25 protein-coding genes are annotated in these 26,077 nt (G+C 74.5%); 11 read left to right on the top strand and 14 right to left on the bottom strand.

The window, feature by feature from the left end; all coding sequences use genetic code 11:
• Entirely contained in the window at positions 1–597 is a 597-nt protein-coding gene (locus ACWDAS_RS11015; protein WP_450388577.1) for an HhH-GPD-type base excision DNA repair protein, read from the bottom strand.
• 142 nt (positions 598–739) lie between these two features.
• Between ACWDAS_RS11015 and ACWDAS_RS11010 the strand changes: the two genes are divergently transcribed.
• Both ACWDAS_RS11010 and ACWDAS_RS11005 read left to right on the top strand, forming a co-directional pair.
• Positions 740–1,159 carry a DUF7144 family membrane protein gene (locus tag ACWDAS_RS11010; protein ID WP_450388576.1) on the top strand — a complete coding sequence of 140 codons (420 nt, stop codon included), beginning with the start codon at positions 740–742 and terminating at the stop codon, positions 1,157–1,159.
• 141 nt (positions 1,160–1,300) lie between these two features.
• Positions 1,301–3,520, top strand: coding sequence for a family 2 encapsulin nanocompartment cargo protein terpene cyclase (locus ACWDAS_RS11005; protein ID WP_450388575.1), 2,220 nt, complete (start codon positions 1,301–1,303; stop codon positions 3,518–3,520).
• Between the two features lie 41 nt (positions 3,521–3,561).
• On the opposite strand, the gene ACWDAS_RS11000 is transcribed toward ACWDAS_RS11005, so the two are convergent.
• From ACWDAS_RS11000 to ACWDAS_RS10985, 4 genes are all read right to left on the bottom strand, one after another.
• A complete protein-coding gene (locus ACWDAS_RS11000) occupies positions 3,562–4,632 on the bottom strand; it encodes a polyprenyl synthetase family protein (RefSeq protein ID WP_450388574.1) in 1,071 nt (356 codons plus the stop codon).
• Positions 4,629–5,675: a tetratricopeptide repeat protein gene (locus ACWDAS_RS10995; RefSeq protein WP_450388573.1), complete on the bottom strand. Its 1,047-nt coding sequence runs from the start codon at positions 5,673–5,675 to the stop codon at positions 4,629–4,631. The genes ACWDAS_RS11000 and ACWDAS_RS10995 overlap by 4 nt, the downstream gene beginning before the upstream one ends.
• A gap of 261 nt (positions 5,676–5,936) precedes the next feature.
• Positions 5,937–6,953, bottom strand: a complete 1,017-nt coding sequence (locus tag ACWDAS_RS10990) for a CU044_5270 family protein (protein WP_450388572.1) — start codon at positions 6,951–6,953, stop codon at positions 5,937–5,939.
• Positions 6,950–7,492: an RNA polymerase sigma factor gene (locus ACWDAS_RS10985; RefSeq protein ID WP_450388571.1), complete on the bottom strand. Its 543-nt coding sequence runs from the start codon at positions 7,490–7,492 to the stop codon at positions 6,950–6,952. Before ACWDAS_RS10985 ends, ACWDAS_RS10990 begins: the two co-directional genes overlap by 4 nt.
• 95 nt (positions 7,493–7,587) lie before the next feature.
• Between ACWDAS_RS10985 and ctaD the strand changes: the two genes are divergently transcribed.
• Together ctaD and ACWDAS_RS10975 are read left to right on the top strand one after the other, a co-directional pair.
• Entirely contained in the window at positions 7,588–9,252 is a 1,665-nt protein-coding gene (ctaD, locus tag ACWDAS_RS10980; protein WP_450388570.1) for an aa3-type cytochrome oxidase subunit I, read from the top strand.
• Between the two features lie 10 nt (positions 9,253–9,262).
• Positions 9,263–9,802: a PaaI family thioesterase gene (locus ACWDAS_RS10975; protein WP_450388569.1), complete on the top strand. Its 540-nt coding sequence runs from the start codon at positions 9,263–9,265 to the stop codon at positions 9,800–9,802.
• On the opposite strand, the gene ACWDAS_RS10970 is transcribed toward ACWDAS_RS10975, so the two are convergent.
• Genes ACWDAS_RS10970 through ACWDAS_RS10960 form a run of 3 tightly spaced genes read right to left on the bottom strand, consistent with a single transcriptional unit; the run spans position 9,771 to position 13,731 of the window.
• Entirely contained in the window at positions 9,771–11,630 is a 1,860-nt protein-coding gene (locus tag ACWDAS_RS10970; RefSeq protein WP_450388568.1) for a GMC family oxidoreductase N-terminal domain-containing protein, read from the bottom strand. The genes ACWDAS_RS10975 and ACWDAS_RS10970 overlap by 32 nt on opposite strands.
• Entirely contained in the window at positions 11,627–13,042 is a 1,416-nt protein-coding gene (locus ACWDAS_RS10965; RefSeq protein WP_450388567.1) for a hypothetical protein, read from the bottom strand. Before ACWDAS_RS10965 ends, ACWDAS_RS10970 begins: the two co-directional genes overlap by 4 nt.
• Positions 13,039–13,731: a FadR/GntR family transcriptional regulator gene (locus ACWDAS_RS10960; protein WP_450388566.1), complete on the bottom strand. Its 693-nt coding sequence runs from the start codon at positions 13,729–13,731 to the stop codon at positions 13,039–13,041. Before ACWDAS_RS10960 ends, ACWDAS_RS10965 begins: the two co-directional genes overlap by 4 nt.
• Before the next feature lie 194 nt (positions 13,732–13,925).
• Between ACWDAS_RS10960 and ACWDAS_RS10955 the strand changes: the two genes are divergently transcribed.
• Complete coding sequence (locus ACWDAS_RS10955) at positions 13,926–15,281, top strand: serine hydrolase domain-containing protein (protein WP_450388565.1); 1,356 nt, start codon at positions 13,926–13,928, stop codon at positions 15,279–15,281.
• 29 nt (positions 15,282–15,310) lie between these two features.
• On the opposite strand, the gene ACWDAS_RS10950 is transcribed toward ACWDAS_RS10955, so the two are convergent.
• Positions 15,311–16,657 (bottom strand): amidase, encoded by a 1,347-nt coding sequence (locus ACWDAS_RS10950; protein ID WP_450388564.1) that lies wholly within the window; start codon positions 16,655–16,657, stop codon positions 15,311–15,313.
• A 224-nt stretch (positions 16,658–16,881) separates the two neighbouring features.
• Entirely contained in the window at positions 16,882–17,856 is a 975-nt protein-coding gene (locus ACWDAS_RS10945; protein ID WP_450388563.1) for a lysylphosphatidylglycerol synthase transmembrane domain-containing protein, read from the bottom strand.
• Between the two features lie 297 nt (positions 17,857–18,153).
• Here ACWDAS_RS10945 and ACWDAS_RS10940 point away from each other — a divergent pair, with 297 nt between their 5' ends.
• Positions 18,154–18,828 carry a YoaK family protein gene (locus tag ACWDAS_RS10940; RefSeq protein WP_450388562.1) on the top strand — a complete coding sequence of 225 codons (675 nt, stop codon included), beginning with the start codon at positions 18,154–18,156 and terminating at the stop codon, positions 18,826–18,828.
• 190 nt (positions 18,829–19,018) lie between these two features.
• Entirely contained in the window at positions 19,019–19,888 is an 870-nt protein-coding gene (locus tag ACWDAS_RS10935) for a SigB/SigF/SigG family RNA polymerase sigma factor (RefSeq protein WP_450388561.1), read from the top strand.
• Positions 19,889–19,932: 44 nt separating this feature from the next.
• Here the strand turns inward: ACWDAS_RS10935 and ACWDAS_RS10930 are convergent, their stop codons facing one another.
• Together ACWDAS_RS10930 and ACWDAS_RS10925 are read right to left on the bottom strand one after the other, a co-directional pair.
• Entirely contained in the window at positions 19,933–20,274 is a 342-nt protein-coding gene (locus ACWDAS_RS10930) for an ANTAR domain-containing protein (protein ID WP_450388560.1), read from the bottom strand.
• Between the two features lie 81 nt (positions 20,275–20,355).
• Complete coding sequence (locus ACWDAS_RS10925) at positions 20,356–20,796, bottom strand: Lrp/AsnC family transcriptional regulator (protein ID WP_450388559.1); 441 nt, start codon at positions 20,794–20,796, stop codon at positions 20,356–20,358.
• Between the two features lie 108 nt (positions 20,797–20,904).
• On the opposite strand from ACWDAS_RS10925, the gene ACWDAS_RS10920 reads away from it, so the two are divergent.
• Both ACWDAS_RS10920 and ACWDAS_RS10915 read left to right on the top strand, forming a co-directional pair.
• The gene (locus tag ACWDAS_RS10920; protein WP_450388558.1) at positions 20,905–21,894 is read left to right on the top strand and encodes an SMP-30/gluconolactonase/LRE family protein; all 990 of its coding nucleotides are present in this window, start codon (positions 20,905–20,907) and stop codon (positions 21,892–21,894) included.
• A gap of 92 nt (positions 21,895–21,986) precedes the next feature.
• Positions 21,987–23,276, top strand: a complete 1,290-nt coding sequence (locus tag ACWDAS_RS10915) for a ferritin-like domain-containing protein (RefSeq protein ID WP_450388557.1) — start codon at positions 21,987–21,989, stop codon at positions 23,274–23,276.
• 33 nt (positions 23,277–23,309) lie between these two features.
• On the opposite strand, the gene ACWDAS_RS10910 is transcribed toward ACWDAS_RS10915, so the two are convergent.
• A complete protein-coding gene (locus ACWDAS_RS10910) occupies positions 23,310–23,660 on the bottom strand; it encodes a hypothetical protein (protein ID WP_450388556.1) in 351 nt (116 codons plus the stop codon).
• A gap of 166 nt (positions 23,661–23,826) precedes the next feature.
• On the opposite strand from ACWDAS_RS10910, the gene ACWDAS_RS10905 reads away from it, so the two are divergent.
• Both ACWDAS_RS10905 and ACWDAS_RS10900 read left to right on the top strand, forming a co-directional pair.
• Positions 23,827–24,228 (top strand): VOC family protein, encoded by a 402-nt coding sequence (locus ACWDAS_RS10905; protein ID WP_450388555.1) that lies wholly within the window; start codon positions 23,827–23,829, stop codon positions 24,226–24,228.
• A gap of 116 nt (positions 24,229–24,344) precedes the next feature.
• Positions 24,345–25,457: a hypothetical protein gene (locus ACWDAS_RS10900; protein ID WP_450388554.1), complete on the top strand. Its 1,113-nt coding sequence runs from the start codon at positions 24,345–24,347 to the stop codon at positions 25,455–25,457.
• 186 nt (positions 25,458–25,643) lie between these two features.
• On the opposite strand, the gene ACWDAS_RS10895 is transcribed toward ACWDAS_RS10900, so the two are convergent.
• A complete protein-coding gene (locus tag ACWDAS_RS10895) occupies positions 25,644–26,075 on the bottom strand; it encodes a hypothetical protein (protein WP_450388846.1) in 432 nt (143 codons plus the stop codon).
• Between the last annotated feature and the right edge of the window lie 2 nt (positions 26,076–26,077).

The raw sequence follows: 26,077 nt of genomic DNA, 5'->3' as shown, positions 1-26,077 counted from the left end.
TCAGGACTCCTTCGCGGCCTTCGCCTCCTTGGCCGCCCGCTTCAGCTCCTGCTTGTAGGCCCGCACCTTGTCCAGTGCCTCGGGGCCGGTGATGTCGGCAACCGACCGGTACGAGCCCCGCTCCCCGTACGTGCCCGCCGCCTCCCGCCAGCCCTGCGGCGTCACGCCGAACTGCTTGCCCAGCAGGGCCAGGAAGATCTGCGCCTTCTGCTTGCCGAAACCGGGCAGCTCGTTGAGCCTGGCCAGCAGCTCCCGGCCGTCGGAGACCTCGCGCCAGATCGCCTCGGCGTCGCCGTCGTAGTGCTCCACCAGGTACTGACAGAGCTGCTGGATCCGCTTGGCCATCGAGCCCGGGTAGCGGTGGACGGCCGGTTTCTGCGAGAGCAGCTCCGAGAAGGCCTCGGGGTCGTAGGCCGCGATCTCCTCGCAGTCGAGGTCGTCGCCGCCCATGCGCTGCGCGATGGTGTACGGGCCGGAGAAGGCCCATTCCATGGGGACCTGCTGGTCGAGCAGCATGCCGACGAGGGCGGCGAGCGGGCTGCGGGAGAGCAGGGCGTCGGCCTCGGGCTGCTGGGCGAGGCGGAGTGTGGTTGCCATGCACCGATGATCTCCCCTGCCGGGGTTTGACGCCCGCGTATCACCCGGACGGCGCAGCGCGGATGGCCGTACCCGCCATCCGGGCGGACCGTGTGGAGTGTCCGGGCAGCGAGCCCGGGCGGCAAGGGATGGGAGCCATCTCATGAGTCAGCAGACGCAGCCGGTCACCAAGCACCCGCACTCCGGGTGGGCGACGGGCGGTACCACTTTCGCCGGGATCCTGCTGATCGTCTCCGGTGTCGTGATGATCTTCGAAGGCATCTCCGCCATCGCCAAGGACGACATCTGGGTCCGCCTCGGCGACTACGTCTTCAAGTTCAACCTGACGGCCTGGGGCTGGATCCATCTCGTGCTGGGCGTGCTCGTCATCGTGGTCGGCGCCGCCCTGCTCCAGAACGCCCCCGACTGGGCCCGGGTCGCGGGTGTCGCCCTGGCGGCGTTCAACATCATCGTGAACTTCGCCTGGATGCCGTACACCCCGGTGTGGGCGATCATCGTCATCGCCCTCGACGTCTTCATCATCTGGGCGCTGTGCCGGAGCTGGGGGGAGCAGCGGGCCTGATCCCCGGCGGACGGACGACGGCCGAGGGCCGGCCCGCGGCGCGCGGGCCGGCCCTCGGGTGTGCCGGAACCGTTTTCACCCGTTCGTATGGGTTGTCCGTCATGCCGGATAGCGCCCATGGTCCCGGGTAGCGCTGAACGAGTGACGCAGCCATTCGAACTGCCCGACTTCTACCTGCCGCACCCGCCGCGACTGAACCCCCATGTGGAGGAGGCCCGGGAGCACTCCAGGACGTGGGCACGCGACATGGGGATGCTCGAGGGTTCGGGCATCTGGGACACCGGCGACCTCGACTCGCACGACTACGCGCTGCTGTGCGCGTACACGCACCCGGACTGCTCCGGGCCGGCGCTGTCCCTGGTGACGGACTGGTACGTGTGGGTCTTCTTCTTCGACGACCACTTCCTGGAGACGTTCAAGCGCACGCAGGACCGGGAGGGCGGCAAGGCGTACCTGGACCGGCTGCCGGAGTTCATGCCGATGGACCTGGCGCAGGGGATGCCCGAGCCGGCCAACCCGGTGGAGGCGGGCCTCGCCGACCTGTGGGCGCGCACCGTGCCCGCGATGTCCCTGGACTGGCGCAGGCGCTTCGCCGAGAACACCGAGCACCTCCTCAACGAGTCGCTGTGGGAGCTGTCCAACATCAACGCGGGCCGGGTGCCCAACCCGGTGGAGTACATCGAGATGCGCCGCAAGGTCGGCGGCGCGCCCTGGTCCGCGGGGCTGGTGGAGTACGCGGCCGGGGCCGAGGTGCCGGCCGTGGTCGCCGGGGCGCGGCCGCTGCTCGTGCTGCGGGACGCCTTCTCCGACGGGGTGCACCTGCGCAACGACCTGTTCTCGTACCAGCGCGAGACCGAGGAGGAGGGGGAGCTCAGCAACGGCGTGCTGGTCCTGGAGTCCTTCCTGGGCTGCACGACGCAGGAGGCCGCGGAGTCGGTCAACGACCTGCTGACCTCCCGGCTGCAGCAGTTCGAGAACACCGTCCTCACCGAGCTGCCGCTGCTCTTCGCCGAGCACGGGCTCGACCCGGAGCAGTGCGCGCGCGTGCTGGCGTACGTCAAGGGCCTGCAGGACTGGCAGTCCGGCGGCCACGAGTGGCACATGCGCTCCAGCCGCTACATGAACGGCGGCGGAGCCGGTGCCCGGGACGCCGGGTGGTCGCCGTTCGCGCTGCCCGGCGGGCTCGGGCTGTCGGCGGGCACCGTGCGGACCACCGGGCGCGCCGAGGCCGCCCGCGCCCGCGGCTTCCGCCATGTGCCGCGGCGCACCGGGCCGACCCCGCTGCCCGACTTCCTCATGCCCTTCCCGGCCACGCTCAGCCCGCACCTGGACGCCGCCCGGCGCCATGTCGTCGACTGGGCGCACCGGATGGGCCTGCTGATGCCGCAGCCCGGGGTCCCGCACTCCCACGTGTGGGACGAGCACAAGCTGGTCGCCTTCGACTTCCCGCTGTGCGCCGCCGCCATCCACCCCGACGCGCCCGCCGAGGGGCTGGACCTCACCTCGGGGTGGCTCACCTGGGGCACCTACGCGGACGACTACTTCCCGGCGGTGTACGGGCGCACCCGCGACCTGGCCGGCGCCCGCGCGGCCAACGCGCGCCTGCCGGCCTTCATGCCGGTCGACGGTTCCGCCGCCCCGGCCCCGGCCACCGCCCTGGAGCGCGGCCTGGCGGACCTGTGGGCGCGCACGGCCGGGCCGATGGAGCCGCAGGCGCGCCGCCGGTTCCGCGCCGCCATCGAGAACATGACCGGCAGCTGGCTGTGGGAGCTGGCCAACCAGGCGCAGAACCGCGTCCCCGACCCGGTCGACTACCTGGAGATGCGCCGCCGCACCTTCGGCTCCGACCTGACGATGAGCCTGTGCCGGCTGGGCCACGGCAAGCAGGTGCCGCAGGAGGTCTACCGCTGCGGGCCGCTGCGGTCGCTGGAGAACTCCGCCGCCGACTACGCCTGCCTGATGAACGACGTCTTCTCGTACCAGAAGGAGATCGAGTACGAGGGGGAGATCCACAACGCCCTTGTGGTGGTGCAGAACTTCTTCGACTGCGACGAGGCGGCCTCGCTCGCCATCGTCCACGACCTGATGACCGGGCGGATGAGGCAGTTCCAGCACGTCGCCGCGAACGAACTGCCTTTGCTGTACGACGACTTCGGGCTCGGCGCGGAGGCGCGGGCGGTGCTGGACGGCTATGTGCGCGAGCTGGAGAACTGGCTGGCGGGCATTCTGACCTGGCACCGCGGCTGCCGCCGCTACGACGAGGACGAACTGCGCCGCCCGGTGGGGGGAACCCGGCTGCCCGCCGGTCCGACCGGGCTCGGCACGGCCGCGGCGCGGCTGGCGGTCCTGGCCGCGCGCTAGCCGGACGGGGCGCGGACAGCGGGGTCCGCGCCCCCATGGCCTCACACCTCGCGCCGCAACAGGAAGGAGAGCAGCGTCCGCAGTTCGCCCGTCGGCCCGGGTGCCAGGGGCGCACTGTCGAGGCAGGCGTCCACGGCGGCGAGGTGCCGGCGGGCCTCGTCGAGGGCGGCGGCGCGGCCGCCGGCCTCCTCGATCAGCGCGGCGGCGTCGCGGGCACCGGCCGCGTCCAGGGCGCCGGGAGCGGACAGCAGCCCGGCGAGCCGCCGGGCGGCAGGACCGCCGGGGCTCCAGACGCGGGCGTTGAGCGCGGCTATCACAGGGAGGGTCTTCTTCCCCTCCCGCAGGTCGCCGTGGACGGGCTTGCCGGTCACGGCGGGATCGCCCCAGATCCCCAGAACGTCGTCCACCACCTGGAAGGCCACACCCAGGTGCCGCCCGGCCCGCTCCAGCGCGGCGGCCGTCTCCGGCGGCGCCCCGCCGAGCACGGCGCCCAGCGCGGTCGCGCAGCCGAGCAGCGACCCCGTCTTGCGCTCGGCCATCGCCCGGTACTCCTCCGCCCCTACGGCCTCCGGGCCGGTCCACGGGCGCGACGCGAAGAGCAGGTCGTCGGCCTGCCCGTGCACGAGGTCGTTCAGCGCAGCCGACAAGTGCCTTACAGCCGCCGGGCCGTGGGGGCCCGGGGCGGCCGCCAGCGTCCCCACGGCGAGCGCGAACAAGGCGTCGCCCGCGAGCACGGCCGGGCCCGTGCCGTACGCCTTCCACACGGCGGTGCGGCCGCGCCGGGTCGCGTCGCCGTCCATGATGTCGTCGTGCAGGAGCGAGAAGGCGTGCACCAGTTCCACCGCGACCGCGCCGGCGACCCCCGCCCCGCCGGGCACTCGGGCGGCCTGCGCGCCCAGTACGGCCAGAGCCTGCCGAAGCCCCTTGCCGCCGGCGCCCTCGGCGGGCGCGCCGCCGACCTCGCACCAGCCGAAGGAGTAGGCCGCCATCTCCCCGGGCCACGGGTGCAGCCGCCCCACCGCCTCGGCCAGCGCCGGGCGCACCGATTCCCGGCAGCGGTCGAGGATTTCGTTCGCCGTCGGTGTCGCGGTGGCCTGCGCCGTCCCGGTCATCGCGCCGCCTCCGTCCCGGACGCCGACCCGAACTCGGCCTGTGCGCGGGCCACCATCTCGCGGGCGTGCCGCAGGCCCATCCGCTCCAGCTCGCCGGCGAGCCCGGCCAGTTCCGCCGCCGTGGCGGCGCGGTCGCGGCCCAGCCTGGCGCGCGACTTGACCAGGCCGAGCCGGGCCAGTGCCGTGCCGCGCGGCTCGCTCATCGCGCGGAACTCCGCCAGCGCCCGGGCGTAGACCTCGCGCGCCTCCTCGTAACGCCCGGCGCGGTACAGGACGTTGCCGCGCATCTTGTGGTTGTAGGCCAGCGCGCTCGACAGGTTCATCGCCCGGCAGGTCGCCTCGGCCTCGGCGAGCAGTTCCAGTGCGCGCTCGGCGTCCCCGTCCCGCACGGAGACGATGTCGGCCATCCCGCGCAGCGCCCAGGCCCGGCCGCGGCGGTCGTCGGCGCGGCCGGCGATCTCCGCGGCCTCCTCGAACATGGCGTACGCCGTGTCGTAGGAGCCGGTGTTGCGGTGCATCTGGGCGATGCCCTCCAGGGCCCACACGGTGTGCCGGGCCTCCCCGCGCTCGCGGGCCTCGGCCAGCAGCCGTTCGTGCAGCGCCCCGACGGCGGCGTAGTCGCCCTGGATGCGGCCGGTCTCCGCCAGGCCCGCGAGGGAGTAGCCGCGTACGACGACGTCGCCGGCGTGTTCACCGATCTCGGCGGCGAGGCCCAGCAGCCGCCACGCCAGGGCCAGCGAACCGCGCTGCCGGGCGAGGGTGCCGCCGCTCCACAGCGCCCAGGCCATCGCGCCGGTGTCGCCCGCGTCCCGGGCCGCGCGGTAGCTCGCCTTCCAGGCCCGGTCGGCGTCCGCCACCTGCCCCAGGCGCCGGTGTGCCTCCGCCACCGCGAGCCCGGAGCGGGCCGCCTCCCCGCGCTCGCCCGCGCGTTCGGCGGCGCGTAACCGTTCGGTGCCGGCGGCGAGCACGTCGACCAGCGAGGAGTTCACGGACAGTGCGGTGAGGGCGCCCTGGTACTCGGGCGCGAATGCCTTGCCGTACATGGATTCCTTCCGTCTGCGGGCTGAGGGCCGGCGGGACGAGCTATACGGTGCATGTATACAAAGCGCGTATACATTGCATGTATAGTGACGCGGTCCACAGCCCCGCCGGGCCGTCTGTTGCCGGTCAAGACGGCTGTCGTGCAAGGGGGGTTGCTTCGTGCGACGCACATCACGTGCCGCGCCGGGCGCCCGGGGCGGTACTGCCCAGGACCGACGCGGCCGCCGTCCGGCAGGGACGCCGCCCGGGCGTCGGCGGGGCCGTCAGTCCATCCACGCCTCGTACGACATGACGTCGCCGGCCTTCACCCGGTACTCGGGCCGGTCCTGCGTGAAGGTGACCTCGATGCCCAGGACGCGCCCGTCGGCCGGGTCGAGGACGAGCATGCGGCGCAGCCCGTCCGCGTCGCGGACGTAGGCCTGGCCGCGCCTGCCCAGCCGGTCGGTGATCGCCCCGGCCGGCCGCAGGCCGGGGGCGGCGGCCAGGAGCTCGTCGATCGCGACGGTGCCGGAGGCGCCCGGCGTCCAGTCGTGCAGCAGCGAGGTCAGCGTGTCCAGCAGCTCCGGCGCCCCGGCGCAGGCGCAGCCGTACACCTGGGACAGATACGCCCGCAGCGCCTTCGCGGAGTCGGGGGGCTCGGTGCCGGAGAGTCCGTACGGGGGGAGGGTGCCCGGCGGGTACGAGGCGCGGTGCAGCACCTCGCCGTCGGCGACGGTGCGGGGGGAGCCGCCGGAGTCGCTGATCACCGGGGCACCTGGGTGCCTGGGGTCGGTGGCGACGACCAGTTCGCTGCCGCCGCCGTCGGCGTTCCAGCGTGTGAGGTGCTCCTCGGGCAGGGTGACGGGCGGCCGGGCGCCCGGTCCCGACTCCAGGCTCATGCTCCACATCATCACGTGGCTTCCCCTGCGGGTGCCCGGGCCGCCGCCCCGCGCCGCCGACTCCCGGGCCGCGCGGACAACGTCGGCGAGCGGGACGGCCCGGGACCCGGCCTGCGGTCGCAGCGCCACCGGGGCGGCGACCGCCGGGGTGGTGCCTGCCCCGGAGAGCACGAGGGCCAGGACGGTTACGACCGCCGCCGCCGCGGCGGCCAGCCCCGTGACGAGCCGGCCGGCGCGCCGCCCGCGCCGGCCGGTCGGGCGCGGCGCGGGCGCCGGGTCCAGCAGCCGCTGGAGGCGCAGTTCGGCCCATGCGTCCAGGGGGCGGTCGCGCCAGCGCGGGTCGCCGGCCGGCACGGGATCGGCCCGGCGCAGCAGCTCCAGCTCCGGCTCCAGCTCGGTCATGGTCCCTCCTGGGTCACGGTCATCCCCATGCGGTCGATCTGCTCGCGCAGTCTGCGGCGCGCCCGGTGCAGGCGCATGGCGGCCGCGGAGCGCCCGCAGCCGAGGGCCACCGCCAGTTCCCCGACGTCCAGCTCCTCCCAGGCGGTCAGCCGCAGCACCTCCTGGTCGGCCGCCGCGAGCCGCCCCAGTGCCTCGTGCACCCAGGCGCCGGGCCGGTCGGAGCCGGGGCTCTGCACGATGTGCGTGGCGTGCGCCGTCTCGTGGTGGCCGATCCGGTCCAGCAGCCGCCGGCGCCGCCCCTGTCCGCGTACGTTGTTCGCCAGGCAGTTGCGGGCGACCCCGTAGAGCCAGGGCAGCGAGTCCGGTGCGTGCTCCTCGCGGCGCCGCCAGGCGACGGCGAAGACCTCCGCCACCACTTCCTCCACCTCGTCGTGCGCCGCCCACCCGGCCAGCCGCCGGGCGACGTAGCGGCTGACGGCCCAGTAGTGCTCGCGGTAGGCAGCGGCGAACGCCTGTGACTGCGCCTCGTCCGTGCTCATGACCGCTTGGTGTCCGCCATGGGACCGATCATCACACCCCGCCGCTGTGATGTTCTCCGCGTGACGCCGCGGGCGGGCCCGGACACCTACCGGGCATGAGGCACAGGTTTCCGCGTACGGCGTCCGTGGTGGCATGGCTGACCACCACCGACCACAAGGCCATCGGCACGCTCTACCTCGGCACGGCGTTCGCCTTCTTCTGCGGGGGCGGGGTGATGGCCCTGCTGATGCGCGCCGAACTCGCCCGCCCGGGGTTGCAGGTCATGTCGAACGAGCAGTTCAACCAGCTCTTCACGATGCACGGCACGGTGATGCTGCTGATGTTCGCGACGCCGTTGTTCTCCGGGTTCGCGAACTGGATCATGCCGCTGCAGATCGGCGCCCCCGACGTCGCCTTCCCCCGGCTCAACATGCTCGCGTACTGGCTCTACCTGTTCGGCTCGCTCATCGCGGTGGGCGGCTTCCTCACTCCGCAGGGGGCGGCGGACTTCGGCTGGTTCGCCTACTCCCCGCTCTCCGGCGCGGCGCACTCACCGGGCGCCGGCGGCGACCTGTGGATCATGGGGCTGGTGCTGTCCGGCTTCGGCACGATCCTGGGCGCGGTCAACCTCATCACCACGATCGTCTGCATGCGCGCCCCCGGCATGACGATGTTCCGGATGCCGATCTTCACCTGGAACGTGCTGCTCACCGGCGTGCTGGTGGTGATGGCCTTCCCGGTGCTGGCCGCGGCGCTCCTCGCGCTGGAGGCGGACCGCGCCTTCGGGGTGCACATCTTCGACCCGGCGAACGGCGGGGCGCTGCTGTGGCAGCACCTGTTCTGGTTCTTCGGGCACCCGGAGGTCTACATCATCGCGCTGCCCTTCTTCGGGATCATCAGCGAGGTCATACCGGTCTTCTCCCGCAAGCCCATGTTCGGCTACACCGGGCTGATCGCGGCGACGATCTCCATCGCCGGGCTGTCGGCCACCGTATGGGCGCACCACATGTACGTGACGGGCGGGGTGCTGCTGCCCTTCTTCTCCTTCATGACGCTGCTCATCGCGGTGCCGACCGGGGTGAAGGTCTTCAACTGGATCGGCACGATGTGGAAGGGCTCGCTGAGCTTCGAGACCCCGATGCTCTGGGCGACCGGCTTCCTCGTGACCTTCGTCTTCGGCGGGCTCACCGGCGTCATCCTGGCGTCCGCGCCGCTGGACTTCCAGGTCTCCGACTCCTACTTCGTCGTGGCGCACTTCCACTACGTGGTCTTCGGCACCGTCGTCTTCGCCATGTTCTCCGGACTCCACTTCTGGTGGCCGAAGTTCACCGGCAAGATGCTCGACGAGCGCCTGGGCAAGATCACCTTCTGGACGCTCTTCACCGGTTTCCACGGCACTTTCCTCGTCCAGCACTGGCTGGGCGCGCAGGGCATGCTGCGGCGCATCCCCGACTACCTGGCCGCGGACGGCTTCACCGCGCTGAACACCGTCTCGACCATCAGCTCCTTCCTGCTGGGCCTGTCGATCCTGCCGTTCCTCTACAACGTGTGGAAGACCGCCAAGTACGGCAAGCGGGTCGAGGCCGACGACCCGTGGGGCTGGGGTCGCTCCCTGGAGTGGGCGACGAGCTGCCCGCCGCCGCGGCACAACTTCCGCACGCTGCCGCGCATCCGGTCCGAGTCGCCCGCCTTCGACCTGCACCATGCCCCGGGCGGACTGACGGAAACGGTATCCAAGCTGCCGGATCCGCCACTCCCGGCGACCCGGGCCGACGCCTAGCGTCGGTGCCATGACGACGTACGAGACCGCCACGGCCACCCGCTCGCGCACCCACACCTGGGAACCGCGCCCCGAGCCCAGTCCCGAGATCCTGGCGATGACCGGGCGCGAGATCCTGCAGGGCGCCATCGACGGCCGCTTCCCCGACTCCTCGATCATGAGCACACTGGGCTTCCGCTTCACCGAGGTCGGCGACGGCCGCGCGGTCTTCGAGGGCGATCCCGGCGACCACCTGCTCAACCCGATGGGCACGGTGCACGGCGGCTTCCTGGCCACCCTGCTGGACTCGGCACTCGGCTCGGCCGTGATGAGCCGGCTCCCGGCCGGAGCCGCGTACACCACCGTCCAGCTGGGGGTGCACATGATCCGGCCGGTGCTCCCCGGCACGCCCACGCTGCGCTGCGAGGGCGTCGCGCTGCACGTCGGCCGGACGACGGCCACCGCCGAGGCGCGGGTGACCGGCGCCGACGACGGGAAGCTCTACGCCCACGGCACGACGACCTGCGCGGTGCTCCGCTTCAGCCGACCGCCCGCACCGCGCCCTCGGTGACGGCCAGGGCCAGCGCCATGATGCTGAGCTGCGGATTGACCTCGGGGCAGCTGGGCAGCCCGGAGGCGTCGGCGATGAGTACCCCGTGCACGCCGCGCAGCCGGCCCGCGGGGTCGGCGGGCGCCACCTCAGGGTCCGCGCCCAGGGCCACGGTGCCGGTGGGGTGGAAGGCCGACAGGTGCAGCTGCCGGGCCGTCACCCCCTCCAGGGCCGCCCGGAATTCCTTCGGATCACGTGCCCGCGGGGCCGCGGGGATGCCGGTGAGGACCTCCTCGGCCCCGGCGGCGAAGAGCAGGTCGCCCATCGCGTGTACGGCGCGCAGCAGGCGGCGGCCGTCGCGGGGGTCGAGGGTGTAGCGGAGCAGGGCGCCCTCCCGGCCGAGGACGCGCCCGCCGGGCCGGTCGGCGATCATCGCGCCGAAGGTGGCCAGCCGTCCGGAGTCCTCCAGTTCGGTCCGCAGCTCCCGGCCGACGCCCGGCAGCACGAACGAGCCCATGCCGGGCGGCGGCGCGGTCGCCTCGACGAGGATGCCGTCCTCGTGCAGCTCCTCCACCCCGACGCTCTGCAGCACGGCCGGACCACCGTCCGCGACCGGTTCGGCGAACCGCCCGGCGACGCTGGTGGCGGGGTGGACGGCCAGGTTGCGGCCGGTCCGCGGATGCCCGCCGAGCCCGGAGCGGCGCAACAGCGGGGGAGTCCGCAGCGCGCCCGCGGCGACCACCACGAGCGGGCTGAGGATCTCCAGCTCGCTGCCGTCGCGCCGCCGTACGGCGACCCCGCAGGCGCGCGGGCCACCGGGCCGGTCGGGCTCGGTCAGCACCCGCCGTACGGAGGCCTCCGTGACGATCCGTGCCCCGGCCGCGCAGGCCTCGGGCAGTACCGACAGCTGCACGCTCTGCTTCGCTCCGGCGGGGCAGCCCACCACGCACTGGCACGAGCCCCGGCAGCCGGGCGCGTTGCGCCGCAGGGGCGCGGCCCGCCAGCCGAGCTCGCTGGCGCCGAGCAGGGCGAGGGAGCCGTTGCGGCCCAGCACCTCCGGCGGCTGCCGGGCCACCCGCAGGGTGCGCTCGACCTCGTCCAGGTACGCCCCGAAGGTCTCCGCGTCCGCGAGCGCGCCGAGCCCGTACTCCTCCCGCCAGCGGGTCAGCACATGGCCGGGAGTGCGGTAGCAGGTACCGGAGTTGACCACCGTCGTGCCGCCGACGGCGCGTCCGGTCGGCACGACCAGCGGAGGGTTCCCGAGGGCGACGGTCGCGCCGCCGTCCCGGTACAGCTCGGCGAACCGGTCGAGCGGGGCCCGCCGTCCGAACTCCGCGGTGGTGTGCCGGCGCCCCTCCTCCAGGACGACCACCCGCAGTCCCGCGCGCGCCAGGGTGCGCGCCGCCATCGCCCCGCCGGCCCCCGAGCCGACGACGACGGCGTCGGCGCGGGAGCGGTCCGGCCACTGCGTGGCGGGCACGCAGTCCAGCGGCGGGTCCTCGGGGGCCGCGGGAACCGCGCGGGCCGGCTCGGCGAGCAGCCGCTCGGTGCCCGCGGCCAGCAGCACCGGGACCTTCACCACGTCCAGCAGCGGCAGCAGCGCGCGCCGCGCGGCGAGCCCCGCCAGCAGCCGCTCCCGCTCCCCCGGCGTCAGGCGGCCCAGCCGCCGCCCGGTCCGGGCCGCCGCGTAGGCGTCCACCGCGGCCGCCGCCGCGCGGAAGCCGTGCCGGGCCCGCGCGGGCATCGCCGCCAGCAGGCCGTCCAGCCGCCGCGGTACGCCCGCGGGCCAGTCGCCGTCGCCCTCGTCGGCCAGCAGCGCGGCGGCCAGACCGCGGACGGCGGCGCTCACCGGTCGCCCACTTCGGCGTGGGCGGTGCCCAGCAGCGTCCACTCGGCCTCGGTGCGCCAGCCGCCGCGGCCCCGGCGCTCCAGCACGATGTGGGCGTCCGCGGTCTCGCTGTTGCGGCAGACGGCGGGGGAGCCGTCGGGGTCCGCGTAGTCGAGGGCGAGGGTGCGCTCCTCGGGCTGGTCGACCCGGACGGTGATCCGCCGCCGGCCGGCACGGCCGGTCACCGTCCAGCGGGGCAGGCCGATGTCGGCGGTGAAGCGGCCGAGCCCGGCGCGACCCAGGGTCGGGCGGAGTCCGCCGCGCGGCCAGTCGCGGCCCTTGGTGCGCAGCCGGAGGAAGACCAGCGGCGGCAGCCGGTCCAGGCCCGGGCGGGTCGAGACGGCGGCGACGATCTCCAGGACGTCGCCGCCGCCGAGGTCGGCGTGGAGCCACGCCCAGCGCCGGGCGTTGCCGTGGCCGTAGATGCGGGCCGACGCTCCGGGGGCCGCGCGGAGGGGGAGTTCGGCCGTGCCGTGGCGGACCGTGCCGGTGTAGTGGGCGCGCGGCGACGGCACGATCTGCGCGGCGGGCAGCAGGGGGTGCCGCCACGACCAGCGGGGGAAGGTGTACAGCGGCTGTTCGGTGCCGGCGTCCTCGGCGAGGTCCCAGGACAGGGGCCCGGCGGTGCCGCGCAGCCGGCCGGGGACGGCCTCGATCCCGTCCGCCGCGAAACCCTCGGCCCCGGTCCCGGGGTGCCAGGGCAGCGGGCCGAAGCGGGCGTGCTCCACGGGGCCCTTGCCGTCCGGGGGGAAGACCGCGGCCCAGCCGTGGGCGAAGGCGGGGGAGCCGTCGGCGGGGGCGACGAGTTCGTGGTGGAGCCACAGGCCGGTCCCGGTCGCCGGGTCGGTGGCCGTGGTGTACCAGACCTCGGTGCGCCCCGCGGCGCCGTCCCAGCGCGGTGCCCACTGCGCGCGGGGGTCGTCGCGGCGCGGGAAGCGGAAGCTCGCCAGGAAGGGCGCGAGTGAGGCGGCCGTGCGGAACCGCAGGGTGCCGGTACCGGCCGGCTCCGGGTCGCCCTCGGTGGTGAGGGTGAAGGGCAGCGTGGTCATGGAGGCCAGCGGCCGCCGCGGGGTGACGGACTTCCAGCCCTCCAGGAGGCAGCGGGCGCCGTCGAGTTCGAACTCCAGCCGGTAGTGGATGCGCCGCCGGGCCAGCGGTGAGATCTCCAGCGTGCCGGTGGCGGCGGGGTCGTCGGCCCGGCCCTCTATGCGCAGCCGGCCGGTGATCCGGGCCGGGGTCGTGCGGTGCGGGAGCAGCAGCGCGTCGCTGCGCGCCGTCAGCTCCATCCGCACCGCCCGCTCCCGCTCCTCGCCGCGCAACCGGACCGTCCCGGTCATGGTCTCGGCGAAGACCGTCCCGCGGGCCGCGCTCACCGGGACTTCAGCCCCTCGCGCATGACCTTCTCGGTCGCCGTCAGATACGTCTCGGCCGCCGCGCGCGCGGCCGCGCCGTCGCCCGCCTCGACCGCGGCGACCACCGGCGCCAGCCGCCCGTAGGCCTCCTCCGCGTCGTGGAAGGGGCCCGCGAGGTGGCGGCGCATCGGCAGATAGGCGTTGAAGAGGGTGTTGGTGAGCAGCACGTAGACGCGGTTGCCGGTGGCGCGGGCCAGCGCCCGGTGCACCTCGGCGTCCGCCAGCTGCACCGCGTCCGGGTCCGCGGCCTCGCGCACGGCCTCCACCAGCTCCCGCAGCCGGTCCCGTGCGGGGCCGGTCGCGCGCGCCGCCGCCGCGCCGGCGATCAGGGTGCCCACACCGCGCCGGACCTCGAAGATCTCGGCGAGCCAGCGCGCGTCGTGCCGTACGAGCATCGGCAGCAGGTCGGCGCCGCCGAGGCGTTCGTAGTCCCGTACCCGGGTGCCGACGCCGTGCCGCGTCTCCAGCAGCCCGGCCTGCACCAGCCGTCCGAAGGCGTGCTTGAGGGTGGTGCGCGTGACGCCGTACCCCTCGGCCAGCGTGCGCTCGGGCGGCAGCAGGGTCCCGGCGGGACGGCGGCCGGTGAGGATCTCCTCGCGGAGCCGGTCCTCCAGGGCGTCCACGATCGACGTACGCGGCAGCGCTTCCATCACACCTCCAGTGGTCCAGTGGATGAGCCACTCAACCAACGACCCGACGCCCCGTCAAGACCCCCTCCCCCAAGGGCCGTCACCCGCCTGGGCGCGCCTCGCCGCCCGCCCGGTCGCCCCGCCGCGGCGGGCGGCTTACGTTCGCGGTGGCGTGCCCTCGCCCCGTCCCCACTCCACGGCCGAAAGGCACTGACATGACGCAGACGTGCGCACGTCCGCCCCGGATCCGCAGCACCGTGCGAAGGGCCCTCGCGACGGCGCTCGCCGCCGCCGCGCTCCCCACGGCCCTGGCGTGCGGCGGTCCCGCGGACACCGCACGTTCCCCCGAGGGCACCCGGACGGCGAGGTCCGCGCCGGCCTCGCCCCTCGCCCGGGCCGAGCAGCCGGGCCGGGTGGCGGAGCCGGAGTCCGCCTCCCCGGTGCAGGCGTCGCCCAGCGGCTCACCGAGCGACGACGGGGGCTTCCCCGCGCTCTCGGGCAGCGCCGTCAAGAAGCTCGACGGCGCGGTGAAGGACACCCTGAAGAAGACCGGCGCACCCGGTGTGATCGTGGGGCTGTGGGCCCCGGGCAAGGGCTCGTACGTGCGCGCCTTCGGTGTGGCCGACAGGAAGTCGAAGGCACGCATGTCGCCCGACCTGTACATGCGGATCGGCAGCGAGACCAAGACCTTCACCGTGACGGCGCTGCTGACCCTCGTCGACCAGAAGAAGGTCGGGCTCGACGACCCGGTCTCCCGGTACGTGGACGGGGTGCCCGGCGGCGACGGCATCACCCTGCGGCAGCTCGCCGAGATGCGCAGCGGCCTGTACAACTACACCGACGACCCGAACTTCCAGAAGACCCTGGAGGGCGACCCCAAGCGGGAGTTCGCCCCCGCCGAGCTGCTCGCCTACGCCTTCCAGCACCCCTCGCAGTTCGGCCCGGGGTCCCGGTTCCAGTACTCCAACACCAACACGATCCTGCTGGGCCTGGTGGTGGAGAAGGCCGCCGGCATGCCGCTGCGCGAGTACATGCGGAGCAAGGTGCTCGGTCCGGCCAGGCTGAAGCACACCGTCTTCCCCGAAGGGCGTGCCTTCCCCAACCCGCACGCGCGCGGCTACACCACGCAGACGAAGGACGGGAAGGAAGCCGACGCCACCGACTGGAACCCCTCCTGGGCCTGGGCCGCCGGCGCGATGATCTCCGACCAGCAGGACCTGCGGGCCTGGGCCCGCATCATGGCCGACGGCACCCTGCTCAGCAAGGCGACGCAGGCGCAGCGCACGGCCTACCTCCCCACCACCTACCCGGGCATCGGATACGGCCTCGGCATCTTCGACAACCACGGCTGGATCGGGCACAACGGCTCGCTGCCCGGCTACCAGAGCGTGACCGTCTACCTCCCCGAGGCCAAGGCGACCATGGTCGTGCTGCTCAACACCGACACCGCCGTGGGCGGCAACGAGCCCAGCAGCCTCTTCGCCGAGGCGATCACCAAGATCGTCACCCCCGACCACGTCTACGCGTTCCCGCCCACCAGCGGCACCGGCACCAGCCCCAGCAGCAGCTGAACCCCGGGGCGCGGGCCGCGCGGAAGCGCTCAGCCCACCGGGAACGGCGGCCTGCGGTCCCGCCACGGGACGGCCTGCTCCAGTTGCGCGGCCACGCCCAGCAGCACGTCCTCCCGGCCCTGGGCGGCGACGAGCTGCACCCCGACCGGCAGCCCCTCGCGGCTCTGCCCCAGCGGCAGACTGATCGCCGGATGCCCCGAGACGTTGAAGGCCGCGGTGAACGGCCCGTACGCGAACAGCTCGCGCAGCCAGGAGCGCACCGTGTGCCGGGGGTCGTCGTAGCCGAGGGTGCCGTGCGGCGCGGGGAGCGCGCCGAGCGTCGGCGTGACGAGCAGGTCGTACCCGGTGAGGAAGCGGCCCGCCGCGCGGGTCACGCGGTGCTGCGCGTCGACCGCCGCCATCAGCCCGAGCGCCGTGCACGCCTCGGTCTCGGCGAGCACCGCCCGCGACACCGCCTCCAGCTGCGAGCGGTCCATGCGCGGCGCCGCCCGCAGCAGCGCGCCGCCACTGGCGAGGGCGCCCAGCACGGTGGCCTCGACGAGGTCGTCCGCGTCGAGGCGCGGCGCGTCCTCGGTGACGGTGTGCCCGATCCACTCCAGCACCTTGCCGGCGTCGACCGTGACCGCGGCGACCTGCGGGTCGACGGGCGTGCCCGTCCAGGCGGCGGTGGTCAGCGCGATCCGCAGCCGCCCCGGATCGGCGCGCACCGCCTCCGCGTACGGCCGCGGCGGTGCCGGGAGGGGGTACTTGTCGCCGTACGCGGGCCCTCCGACGGCGTCGAGCAGCGCCGCCGCGTCCCGAACCGTCCTGGTCAGGGCGAACTCCACCTGGAGCCCGAACGCCGCCTCGCCCGCGAGCGGCCCGCAGGGGGTGCGCCCCCGGCTCGGCTTGAGCCCGACCAGCCCGCAGCAGGAGGCCGGGATGCGGATCGAGCCGCCCGCGTCGTTGGCGTGCGCCAGCGGCACCGCGCCCGCGGCCACCAGCGCCGCCGAGCCGCCGCTCGACCCGCCGACCCCTCGCTCCGGGTCCCAGGGGTTGCGCGTCGGCCCGTACCGCACCGGCTCGGTGGCGAAGCTGAGGCCGAACTCCGGGGCGGTGCTCTGGCCGAGCGCGACCAGGCCCGCGTCGCGGAAACGGGTCATCAGGTCGTGGTCGGCGTCCGCGACGGCGCCCCGCACGGCACGGCTGCCCAGGGTGAAGGGAACGCCCCGCGCGAAGGGCCCGCCGTCCTTGATCACGAAGGGCACGCCCCCGAACGGCCCGTCCGCCCGGTGCGCGGGCGCGGGGTCGAAGAGCGGCCGCGTCAGGGCGTTGAGCCCGGCGCCCGCGGTCTCCAGCGCCCGGCGTGCGGCGGCCTCCACCTCGGCCGCGGTCACCTCGCCGGTGCGGATCAGCTCCCGCAGTCCGGTCGCGTCCTGCTCCGCGTACTCGTGCAGCTCCAGCGGTCTCTCCTCCGGCGTGCGGTCCCGCCGTCAGCCTGGCACGCGGCACACGCGGTTCACCACGGGGTTTTCGCCGCGGCGGTGACGGTGCCGGGCTCGGCCGGGGCCCCTCGCCGGTCAGGCGTTGAGCCCGGTCAGGCGGTCAGGCGGCCAGGCGGTCAGACGACCTTCCAGCGGACCAGCGCGCCCAGCGTCAGCGCGCCCGGGAGCAGGGGCAGCCACACGGTCACGATGCGGTAGCCCAGTACCGCCGACGTCGCGGCGGCGAGCGACGCTCCGGAGGCCACCAGAGCCACCACGAGGGCCGCGTCGACCGAACCGACGCCGCCCGGGGTGGGCACCGCCGCCGCCGCGACGCTCGCCGCGAGATAGGCCACCGCGACATGGGCGAAGGGCACCGGGATGTCCAGGGCGAGCGTGACCGCGATCAGCCCGGCCGCCTGCAGCGCGGGGAAGGCCAGCGAGCCGCCCCACAGCGCCAGCGCCCGCGACGGCCGGGCGTGCAGCGTCCGCGCGTCGGTCAGCGCGGTGGCCAGGAACGAGCGCACCACCCGCCGCAGTCGCGGTACGCACACCAACGCCAGCGCCACGACCGCGCAGACCGCGCCGGTCACCGCCGCCGCCGGCCCCACGGGCACCGAGGCGCCGTCCGGCAGCAGGCCGTCCAGCCGCAGCGCGTGCGGGAACACGGCGAGCAGCACGACCAGCAGCGTCCCGCGGCCCACGCACTCGGCCAGGAAGTACAGCGCGATGGCTGCCGCCGACCGGGCCGGCGGCAGCCCGCAGGCCCGCATGAAGCGCAGGTTCACCGCGCTCGCCCCGATGCCCGCGGGCAGCAGGTGGTTCGCGGCGCCCGCGGCGAACTGCGCGGCCAGCAGCCGCCCCGCCGGAAGCCGTTCGAGGACCACGCCCTGCCGCATGAACGACACCGCCACCCAGGCCAGCCCGGTGGTCGCCACCGCGGCCAGCAGCCAGCCCCGGTTGGCGCCGAGCAGCTCGCGGCCCCCGCTGGCGATCAGCGGCCAGTGCCGGACCACCCACCAGCCGACGAGGACGATCGGGGCCAGACAGGCGATCGGGCGCAGCGGCAGCCGGCGCAGCGGGGATGCAGTCGTCGTGGAAGTGATGCCCATGGTCCGGTCGCCCCCGCGCCTCACGCGCCTGTCCGCAGGTACTGTCGCCCCTTCATTCCCTGTCCGCGCGACTTCCCGGTGTCCCGCGGCTGACGCCCATGGGTTACCCGCATGGCGGAACGGCGACGCGCGCTCGGTCCGGGCGGGCGTGTCCGGGGCCGGGGACGGGGCGCGTGCCGGAGCCAGGGCCGGGCGCCGTATGCCGCGCGTACGCGGCGCGGCCGCACTGCGCACCACCGGCCGTCTCACCGTGCCCTGACGGGCGCTCACCACCGGGGCGGTGGCCCAAGCTGGGGCATGGACTCTTTGCTCGGCCGGGCCGCCGCCCGCCTGTTCCCCGGCACTCCGGGGCACCACGGGGTGCTGCCCCCGCTGCTCGTCGTGCTGACCTTCGTCACCGGACTGGTGGACGCCGTCAGCTACCTGGGCCTCGGCCGGGTCTTCGTGGCCAACATGACGGGCAACGTCGTCTTCCTCGGCTTCGCCCTGGCCGGAGACCGTTCCCTGTCGGCCCCCGCCTCGGTAACGGCCGGGGCCGCCTTCGTCGCCGGGGCGCTCGCCGGGGGCCGGGCGACTGCCCGTGTCGCCGCGCCCGTACGGCTGTTCGCGCTGCTCGTCGCGGCGCACGCGGTCCTGGTCGCGGGGGCCGCGGGCGCCGCTCTCGCGGGAGCCTCGCGGTACGCGCTGATCGTCCTGCTGGCCGTCGGCATGGGGCTGCAGAACGCCGTGGTGCGGAAACTGGCCGTGCCCGACCTGACCACGACCGTCCTCACGCTCACCGTGACCGGGCTCGCGGCCGACCGTCCCGGGCCCGCCACCGCGCGCCGGGTGCTGTCGGTCCTCGCCATGTTCCTCGGCGCCCTGACCGGCGGATCGCTGCAGATCGGCCACGGTTCCGCCGCCGCCCTCGCGCCGGCGGCCGTGCTGCTTGCGGCGGTCTCCCTGGCGGCCGCCCCGTCGGCGCGGGCTTGACGCCGCGCGGTGCGCCGGGGTTTGCGCACGGCGGCCCGGGGCAGGCGATTCCCGTGCTTCGGAAGGGAGGCACGCACGCGCAGGGCGCCCGGCCGGGCCGCCCGGAGCGCGGGGCGTGCCGCCCGCACGGCACGCCCTGCGCGGCGCGGTCCCCGCGACCCGGACCCCGCAGGAAGGCGCAGGACCTGTCATGGCCGCCCGAAAGCCCCGTACCAGGCACCCGCACCCCCACCCGCACCCGCTGCCGCACGCCCGTCCCCGTCCGCGTCCGCACGACGACGACACCCCCGACACCGCCGAGGCGTTGCGCCGGATCGCGGCCCTCCCCGACGGCCCGGAGAAGCAGGCCCTGCGCGAGCAGGTCGTCGTCGCCTGGATGCCGATGTCGGAACGGCTCGCCGGCCGCTTCCGGCACCGCGGCGAGACCACTGAGGACCTCCGGCAGGTCGCCGCGCTCGGCCTGGTGAAGGCCGTGCTCCGCTACGACCCCGCACGCGGCAGCGCCTTCGAGAGCTTCGCCGTCCCCACCATCGTCGGCGAGGTGAAACGGCACTTCCGCGACCATCTGTGGGGCGTCCACGTCCCCCGCCGGGTCCAGGAGCTCAGGAGCCGGGTCCGTACCGTCCGTCTCGAACTCACCGGGGTCCAGGGCCGCACCCCCACCGTCGCGGAGATCGCCGCGCACGCCTGCTTGAGCGAGGAGGACGTGCTGAACGCCATGGAGGCCCTCGACAGCTTCGCCCTCGCGTCGCTGGACTCCGCCACCCCCGGAGCCGAGGGCCGCACCTTCCTCGACACCCTCGGGGCCGAGGACCCGGGCCTGGACTCCGTGGTGGACCGCGTGGCCGTCGCCCCGCGGCTGCGAGAACTCCCGCCTCGCGAGCGGCAGATCCTCTACCTGCGGTTCTTCCGCGACATGACCCAGAGTCAGATCGCCGACCAGCTGGGCCTGTCCCAGATGCATGTCTCCCGGCTCATCACCCGCACCTGCCGCCGCCTCCGCGACGAGGTCGAGCAGGTCGAGGAGAGCGAGCGGGCCGGCGAGCCCGTGGATCCCTGACGCGCCGACCCGGGCTCCGGGCCGGGTGGGGGCTCCGCGGCCGCTCAGCCGCTCATTCCCGGCGCGCCGCCCCTTCCTGGCCGGGCACCGCGCGGGCGCGACGCCCGTAGGAGGGCATGACGGACCGCGAGCGGCAGGGGCCGTCCCTCCGCGCTCGCCACGAGCGCGGCCGCGACGTCACGGAGCTTCACATTGCCGTACTGGGAGGCCCGGACGAGGATCGCCCAGGCAGCTTCGCGGGGACAGGGCGTCAGGGCCATCACCATGCCGGTGGCCTGGTCGATGACCGACCGGCTGGCCAGCGCCCGGCGCAGCTGCTCGTTCTCTGCGCGCAGCCGCCCGGCGTCGTGCTCCCCGTACTCGGGGACGGCCTGCAGGGGGACCATGGTCAGCACCTCCTGATGTTCGGATGCCCCGAATGTCCGATCCCACGCGGGTACGGGAGGTGACGGCCCGGCAGGCCGGACTCACGTGAGCGGTGTCGGCGGGCGCTCGAAGAAGGTCTCCAGCACCACCGTGGCCTGGGTGCCGCTGACGCCCTCGATCGCGTACAGCCGGCGCAACACGTCCTGGAGTTGCTCGGTGGTGGCGGTGCGGACCTTGACCAGTACCGAAGCGCTGCCCGCGATGACGTGCGCCTCCTGGATCTCGGGGACCGCCGCGAAGGCCCCGGCCGAATCCCCCATCCAGGCCGACGAGTCGACCATGACGAAGGCCAGCACGCCCTGCCCGAGGGCGGCCGGGTCCACGTCGACCGTGGTGCGGCGGATCACTCCCCGTTCGCGCAGCTTGCGCACCCTTTCGTGCGCGGCGCCGGCCGACAGGCCGACCGCCTTGCCCAGCGCGGCGTAGGCCTGCGTGGCGTCCTGCTGGAGCAGTGCCACGAGCTCTCGGTCGATCCGGTCCACGTCGGCCCTTCCCTCGACTTCGCCGTATTCCGGAGACGACCATAGCCGGTCCTGTCATACTCAAAAGCGGCTGAACCTCATACTGTTACTTCGGGAAATGGAGAAACCATGTCATCCGATGTCGATACCGATCCGTACGAGATCCTGGATGAGCGCTTCCGCACCGGACGCTGTGCCAACGGCGACATGCGCCTGGAGCGGCTGTACGGGGACTGCCGCTGGGCGGAAGGGCCGGTCTACCTCCCCGCCTGGCGGCAGGTCGTGTGGAGCGACATCCCCAACGACCGCATGCTGCGCTGGGACGAGGCGACCGGCGCCGTCGGCGTCTTCCGCTCGCCCGCCGGGCACAGCAACGGCAACACCCTCGACCGCGAGGGCCGGCTGATCACCTGCGAGCAGGGCAACCGCCGGGTCACCCGTACCGAGCCCGACGGCTCGCTCACCGTCATCGCCGACCGCCACCGGGGCCGGCGGCTCAACAGCCCCAACGACGCGACCGTCCGCTCCGACGGCACGATCTGGTTCTCCGACCCGGACTTCGGCATCACCAGCGACTACGAGGGACACCGCGCCGAGAGCGAGATCGGGGCGTGCAACGTCTACCGCGCCGACCCCGTCAGCGGCGAGGTCCGCCTGGTGGCCGACGGCTTCGGCGGCCCCAACGGGCTGGTCTTCTCCCCGGACGAGACCCGTCTGTACGTCTCCGACACCCGCGCCGGCCACATCCGCGTCTTCGACGTCCACGACGACGGCACCCTCTCCGGCGGCGAGGTCTTCGCCGAGCGCCGCCCGGGCGGCGGCCGGTTCGACAACATCCGCTTCGACGACGAGGGGCGCCTCTGGGTCGCCGCGATGGAGGACGGCGTCCTGTGCCACGACCCGGACGGGACCCTCATCGGGCGGCTCCGCGTCCCCGAGCCCGTCTCCAACATCGCCTTCGGCGGCGCCAAGAACAACCGGCTCTTCATCACGGCCACCACGACCCTGTACTCCCTCGTCATGTCGGTGACCGGCGCCCCCCGGATCCCGGGGCCGCGCCCGGCGCCCGTTGGGCCGCACGGGCGGCGTGACGCGGCGCGCGCGGCGTCGCGGGCCTGAGTGCCGCGGCCCGGCTGGTAGCTTCGCCAGCCTCGCGGGTCCGCCGTGTGCGGTGTCCCCGCGTGCCATTCTTCTCGGGGACGGAGACCTGTGTGACAGGGCCGGTGGACGACAAGGACAACGAACGCGGGACCAGTGTGTCCCCGCCGGCGGCCCTCGACCGCCGGGGCTTCGTGAAGTCGGCCGCACTGGCCGCCGTGAGCCCCGCCGTCCTGGGCACCGCCGCCCACGCGGCCCCGCCGGCACTGCCGGCCGCGGCGGCCGCCCCGGTCCCGGCCGTCGCGGCCGCGGCGCCGGAGGCCGTCGCCCCCGGCATCGCGGCGGCCGTCGCCCGCGGCATGGTCGCCCGGCTGATGGCCGTTCCCGCCGCCTCCCGCGACACCGGCTGGCTGCGGCATGCGTTGCAGGTCGCCGTGGAGCTGGAACTCGCCACCATCCCCCCGTACCTGTGCGCCTGGTGGTCGGTGCGGGACCGGTCCTCCACCGTCGCCCGCCTCATCCGCGGCATCCTCGTCGACGAGATGTTCCACATGGGCCTGGCCTGCAACATGCTGGTCGCCGTGGGCGGCCGGCCGCGGATCGCCGGCCTCACGCCCGACTACCCGGGCCCCCTGCCCGGCGGTGTGCGCAGCGAACTGAGGGTGTACCTGTCCGGGCTCACCCGGGAGTACGTCCGCGACGTCCTCATGGTCATCGAGACCCCGGAGTCGCCGCTCCCCGTGCCGTCCGCAGGTCCGCCGACCATCGGCGACTTCTACGACGGGTTGCGAAGCGCCTTCCTCGACCACCGTCCCGAGCTCTCCACCCGAGGCCAGATGGGCCAGCGCATCGGCCCGGACGAACTGCGGCCGGTACGGACCATCGACGACGCCGTCGCCGCCCTGGAGATCATCAAAGAGCAGGGCGAGGGCAGCTCCTCCTCCCCCGAGGCACCGTCATCCGAGGCCACCGGGGGACACCGCGCCATGTCCCACTACTACGCCTTCGCGGAGATCCACCAGGGCCGCGCCCTGCAGGAGGTCGACGGCCTCTGGGAGTTCAGCGGCCCGCCCATCCCCTTCCCGGCCGTCCGCCCGATGGGCGTCGTCCCCCGCGGCGGCTGGCCCGACCCGCCCCGCGAGGTGGCCGTCCTGCTGCGCCGCTTCGACATCGCCTACGGCGGGTTGCTGCGCGACCTCGAGACCGCGTGGAAGTCAGGGGACCACGGCGCGCTCAACCGTGCGATCCAGACGATGGAGCAACTGGAGGAGCCCGCCCTCGCCCTCATGGAGATGCCGCTCCCCGACGGGCGCCGCACCTACGGACCCCAGTTCCGTCCCGTCGGTCCGGCAGCCGGACGGCACGTGCCCGCGGGTACCGGGTCCCGGAAACGCCGAGCGTGAGCGCGCGGCCCGCGCCCCTGTGGGCCCGGGCCGCTACGCGGCGCGGAACTCGTGGACGACCTCGATCCGTCCCACGATGTGCCGGTTGAACTCCGCCAGCTCCTCCGCGGGGACCCACAGCTCCAGAATCGTCCGCCCGCCGACCTGGCGCACCGGATAGCGGGCCGCGAACCCGGCGTCGACCTCGAAGCGCGTCACGTAGCCGGCCCCGGAGGCGGGGACGTTCCAGTCACGGGCGATCCGGATCGCGTACTGCTCGTCGAGCACGGGGTAGAAGATCGGCTGCTCGGGCAGCCGCGGCGGCCACCGCGTCCAGCCCGACGCCTCGACCAGGGCCAGCTCCTCCGGCCCGGTGGGGCGCCACAGCGTCATCGTCTCCGTCATCGTCACCCTCCCGCTCGGTCCGGCCGTCCACCGTACGGGCCGCGACCGCCCCGGGCCCACCGGATTACGGACCGGCATAGGATCGTGGACACGGCATCGCGTGCCGGTCACCGGCCGGGTGAGGCATGGAGGTGCCCGTGAGAATGCCTTGCGGAGGCATCCCACCGTGTCAGTCGAGTTGAACCACACCATCGTCCACGCCCGCGACAACCGGGAATCCGCCGACTTCCTCGCGCACATCCTCGGCCTGCGGGCCGGCGAGGCCTGGGGCCCGTTCGTCCCCCTCCAGCTGAGCAACGGCGTCACCCTCGACTTCGCCACCGTCCCGGCGGACTCGATCGCCATGCAGCACTACGCCTTCCTCGTCCCCGAGGCCGCGTTCGACGGGATCCTCCGGCGGATCCAGGAGGCCGGACTCACCTACTGGGCCGATCCGCACGGCAAGCGGCCCGGCGAGATCAACCACAACGACGGCGGCCGCGGCGTCTACTTCATGGACCCGGCCGGCCACGGCATGGAGGTCATCACCCGTCCCTACGGGAGCGGCGGCACCACCGGCGAGAGCTGAGTCCGCGGCGGGGGAGGGAGTCCAAACTCCCTCCCTGCCTTGGATCTTGATGGCGGATGAGGCCGCCCGTACCCTGCCGACAGTGCGCCTCGCACCTGTCGAGGGGAGTGGTCGCCTTGGCCCAGAACCCGTCCGGTCCGCCGTCCGACGACGACATGCTGCAGGCCCTCGCGCGGCACCTCTCCCTGGACGGGGGCGCCCTCCGCCTCGACGCCCCGGGCAGCGCGGACCTCGCCTGGCACTCCATCCTCGACTGCCGCATCCGCCGCACGACGGAGACCCGCAGGGAGACCGCCCGGACCGAGAAGGGCAGGAAGGACCTCTCCGCGCTTCCCACCTACACGCACATCGCCGGCTACCGGCCCGGCCCGCCGGGCGACCACGGCACCGTCCGCCGGATCGAGCTCGTCCGCGAGGGATCCGTACGCCACAACGCTTGCGAGTGCGGCAACGGCGAGTGGGCCTGCAGGCGTTGCGAGGGCCGCGGGCGGCTCCCCTGCGACCCGACGACGGCCTGCGCGGACTGCCGCGGACTCGGCTCCTGCGCCGAATGCGACGGCACCGGCAAACCGCGCCCGCGCCACAGGAACCGCGACCGTGATCGCGACCGAGCGGCGGAAACCGCCTCCCGCACCGCTCCCAAACGCGTCCGCTGCGCCAAGTGCCGCCGCCCGGAGGCCGCGTGCCCCACCTGCGCCGGGCGGGGCCGCACGGAGTGCCCCCAGTGCAAGGGGACGGGGCTCGTCGACTGCCCGAAGTGCAAGGGCGGCGGCACGGTCCGGCACGACGCCTGCGCGGGAAGCGGGTTCATCACCACCTGGGTCGGCGGCGTCGTCGAGCAGCGCAGCCACTGGGAGGCGGTACGCCGTCCCCGGAAGCGGCCCCCGTTCCCCGTCCGCCGGCGCACCGCCCGGACGGGCCAGTGGCGCGAGGCCGTCCTGACCGGCGACGACCCCCTCCCGAACGGCCTCGACGCCACACACGCCCAGGCGCTCACCCCGCGCCTGGCCCCCCGTACCGGCGAGGTTCACCGCAAGGTGATCCTGCGTCACCTGCCCCTCGCCCGCATCACCGTCCCCACCGACCCCGACCGTGTCTTCTACGCCTTCCCCGGTCCCACGGGCATCGAGGTCCTCCCCCTGCCCTCGCGCCACCGGGTCGCCCGCTTCCTCGCGATCACGGCGGCCGCCCTGGCGGCGGCGGCACTGCTGGTGCGGCTCGTCCTCTAGCCAGGGGCCGCCCCCGAGGCCGGGGAGACCCTGCGCGATCACCGCGACCGGGGTGAGGCACGCCTTCCGGGGTCCGGTGTCGCGGGGCCCGTCGCGCGCCGTCTCCCGGCCGCGACCACGGCGAAGGCCCCGACCGTCCGGTCGGGGCCTTCGTGCCGCCCGAGGGCGGCCGCGGAGCGTGGTGGATCAGTTCATCTCCGGCTTCCCGCCGATCTCGCACGCCTGGCAGGGCGGCCGGCCGCAGGTGCACTGGGTGATCGCTTCCAGCACACCGCGGTCGTGGTACAGGCACTCGTCCCGGCAGGTGTGGCGCGGGATGAACCCGGCCTGGATCTCGCCGGGCCACGGCTCGTGACCGTCGCGGCAGCGGGCGAACCGCTCCGGGTCGGTCGCGTGCAGGTCGTGCATGGCGGAGCGGGCCTGGTCCTCCAGTTCCCGCACCCTGGTGACCAGGGCCTTCAGCTCGGCGGCGATGCCGGCGTAGTGGTCGGCTCCGGTTCGTACGTGGGCGGCCCGCAGGGCCATGGCTGCGTTGCCCAGGAACCTGCCCGCGTCCTGGAGGTCGGTGACGTGATGCAGCTGAAGGCCGTTCACGCCACGGACCCACACGGCGTCCATGC

The organism is Streptomyces sp. NPDC001070, assembly GCF_053598835.1.
The sequence above is the reverse complement of the archived record's forward strand: the minus strand, read 5'-3'. Positions and strand labels throughout refer to the sequence as shown.

Coding starts and splice junctions, on each gene's coding strand:
- ACWDAS_RS11015 (WP_450388577.1), bottom strand. CDS start 597: ATGGCAACCACACTCCGCCTCGCCCAGCAGCCCGAGGCCGACGCCCTG.
- ACWDAS_RS11010 (WP_450388576.1), top strand. CDS start 740: ATGAGTCAGCAGACGCAGCCGGTCACCAAGCACCCGCACTCCGGGTGG.
- ACWDAS_RS11000 (WP_450388574.1), bottom strand. CDS start 4,632: ATGACCGGGACGGCGCAGGCCACCGCGACACCGACGGCGAACGAAATC.
- ACWDAS_RS10995 (WP_450388573.1), bottom strand. CDS start 5,675: ATGTACGGCAAGGCATTCGCGCCCGAGTACCAGGGCGCCCTCACCGCA.
- ACWDAS_RS10990 (WP_450388572.1), bottom strand. CDS start 6,953: ATGACCGAGCTGGAGCCGGAGCTGGAGCTGCTGCGCCGGGCCGATCCC.
- ACWDAS_RS10985 (WP_450388571.1), bottom strand. CDS start 7,492: ATGAGCACGGACGAGGCGCAGTCACAGGCGTTCGCCGCTGCCTACCGC.
- ctaD (WP_450388570.1), top strand. CDS start 7,588: ATGAGGCACAGGTTTCCGCGTACGGCGTCCGTGGTGGCATGGCTGACC.
- ACWDAS_RS10975 (WP_450388569.1), top strand. CDS start 9,263: ATGACGACGTACGAGACCGCCACGGCCACCCGCTCGCGCACCCACACC.
- ACWDAS_RS10960 (WP_450388566.1), bottom strand. CDS start 13,731: ATGGAAGCGCTGCCGCGTACGTCGATCGTGGACGCCCTGGAGGACCGG.
- ACWDAS_RS10955 (WP_450388565.1), top strand. CDS start 13,926: ATGACGCAGACGTGCGCACGTCCGCCCCGGATCCGCAGCACCGTGCGA.
- ACWDAS_RS10945 (WP_450388563.1), bottom strand. CDS start 17,856: ATGGGCATCACTTCCACGACGACTGCATCCCCGCTGCGCCGGCTGCCG.
- ACWDAS_RS10940 (WP_450388562.1), top strand. CDS start 18,154: ATGGACTCTTTGCTCGGCCGGGCCGCCGCCCGCCTGTTCCCCGGCACT.
- ACWDAS_RS10935 (WP_450388561.1), top strand. CDS start 19,019: ATGGCCGCCCGAAAGCCCCGTACCAGGCACCCGCACCCCCACCCGCAC.
- ACWDAS_RS10930 (WP_450388560.1), bottom strand. CDS start 20,274: ATGGTCCCCCTGCAGGCCGTCCCCGAGTACGGGGAGCACGACGCCGGG.
- ACWDAS_RS10920 (WP_450388558.1), top strand. CDS start 20,905: ATGTCATCCGATGTCGATACCGATCCGTACGAGATCCTGGATGAGCGC.
- ACWDAS_RS10910 (WP_450388556.1), bottom strand. CDS start 23,660: ATGACGGAGACGATGACGCTGTGGCGCCCCACCGGGCCGGAGGAGCTG.
- ACWDAS_RS10895 (WP_450388846.1), bottom strand. CDS start 26,075: ATGGACGCCGTGTGGGTCCGTGGCGTGAACGGCCTTCAGCTGCATCAC.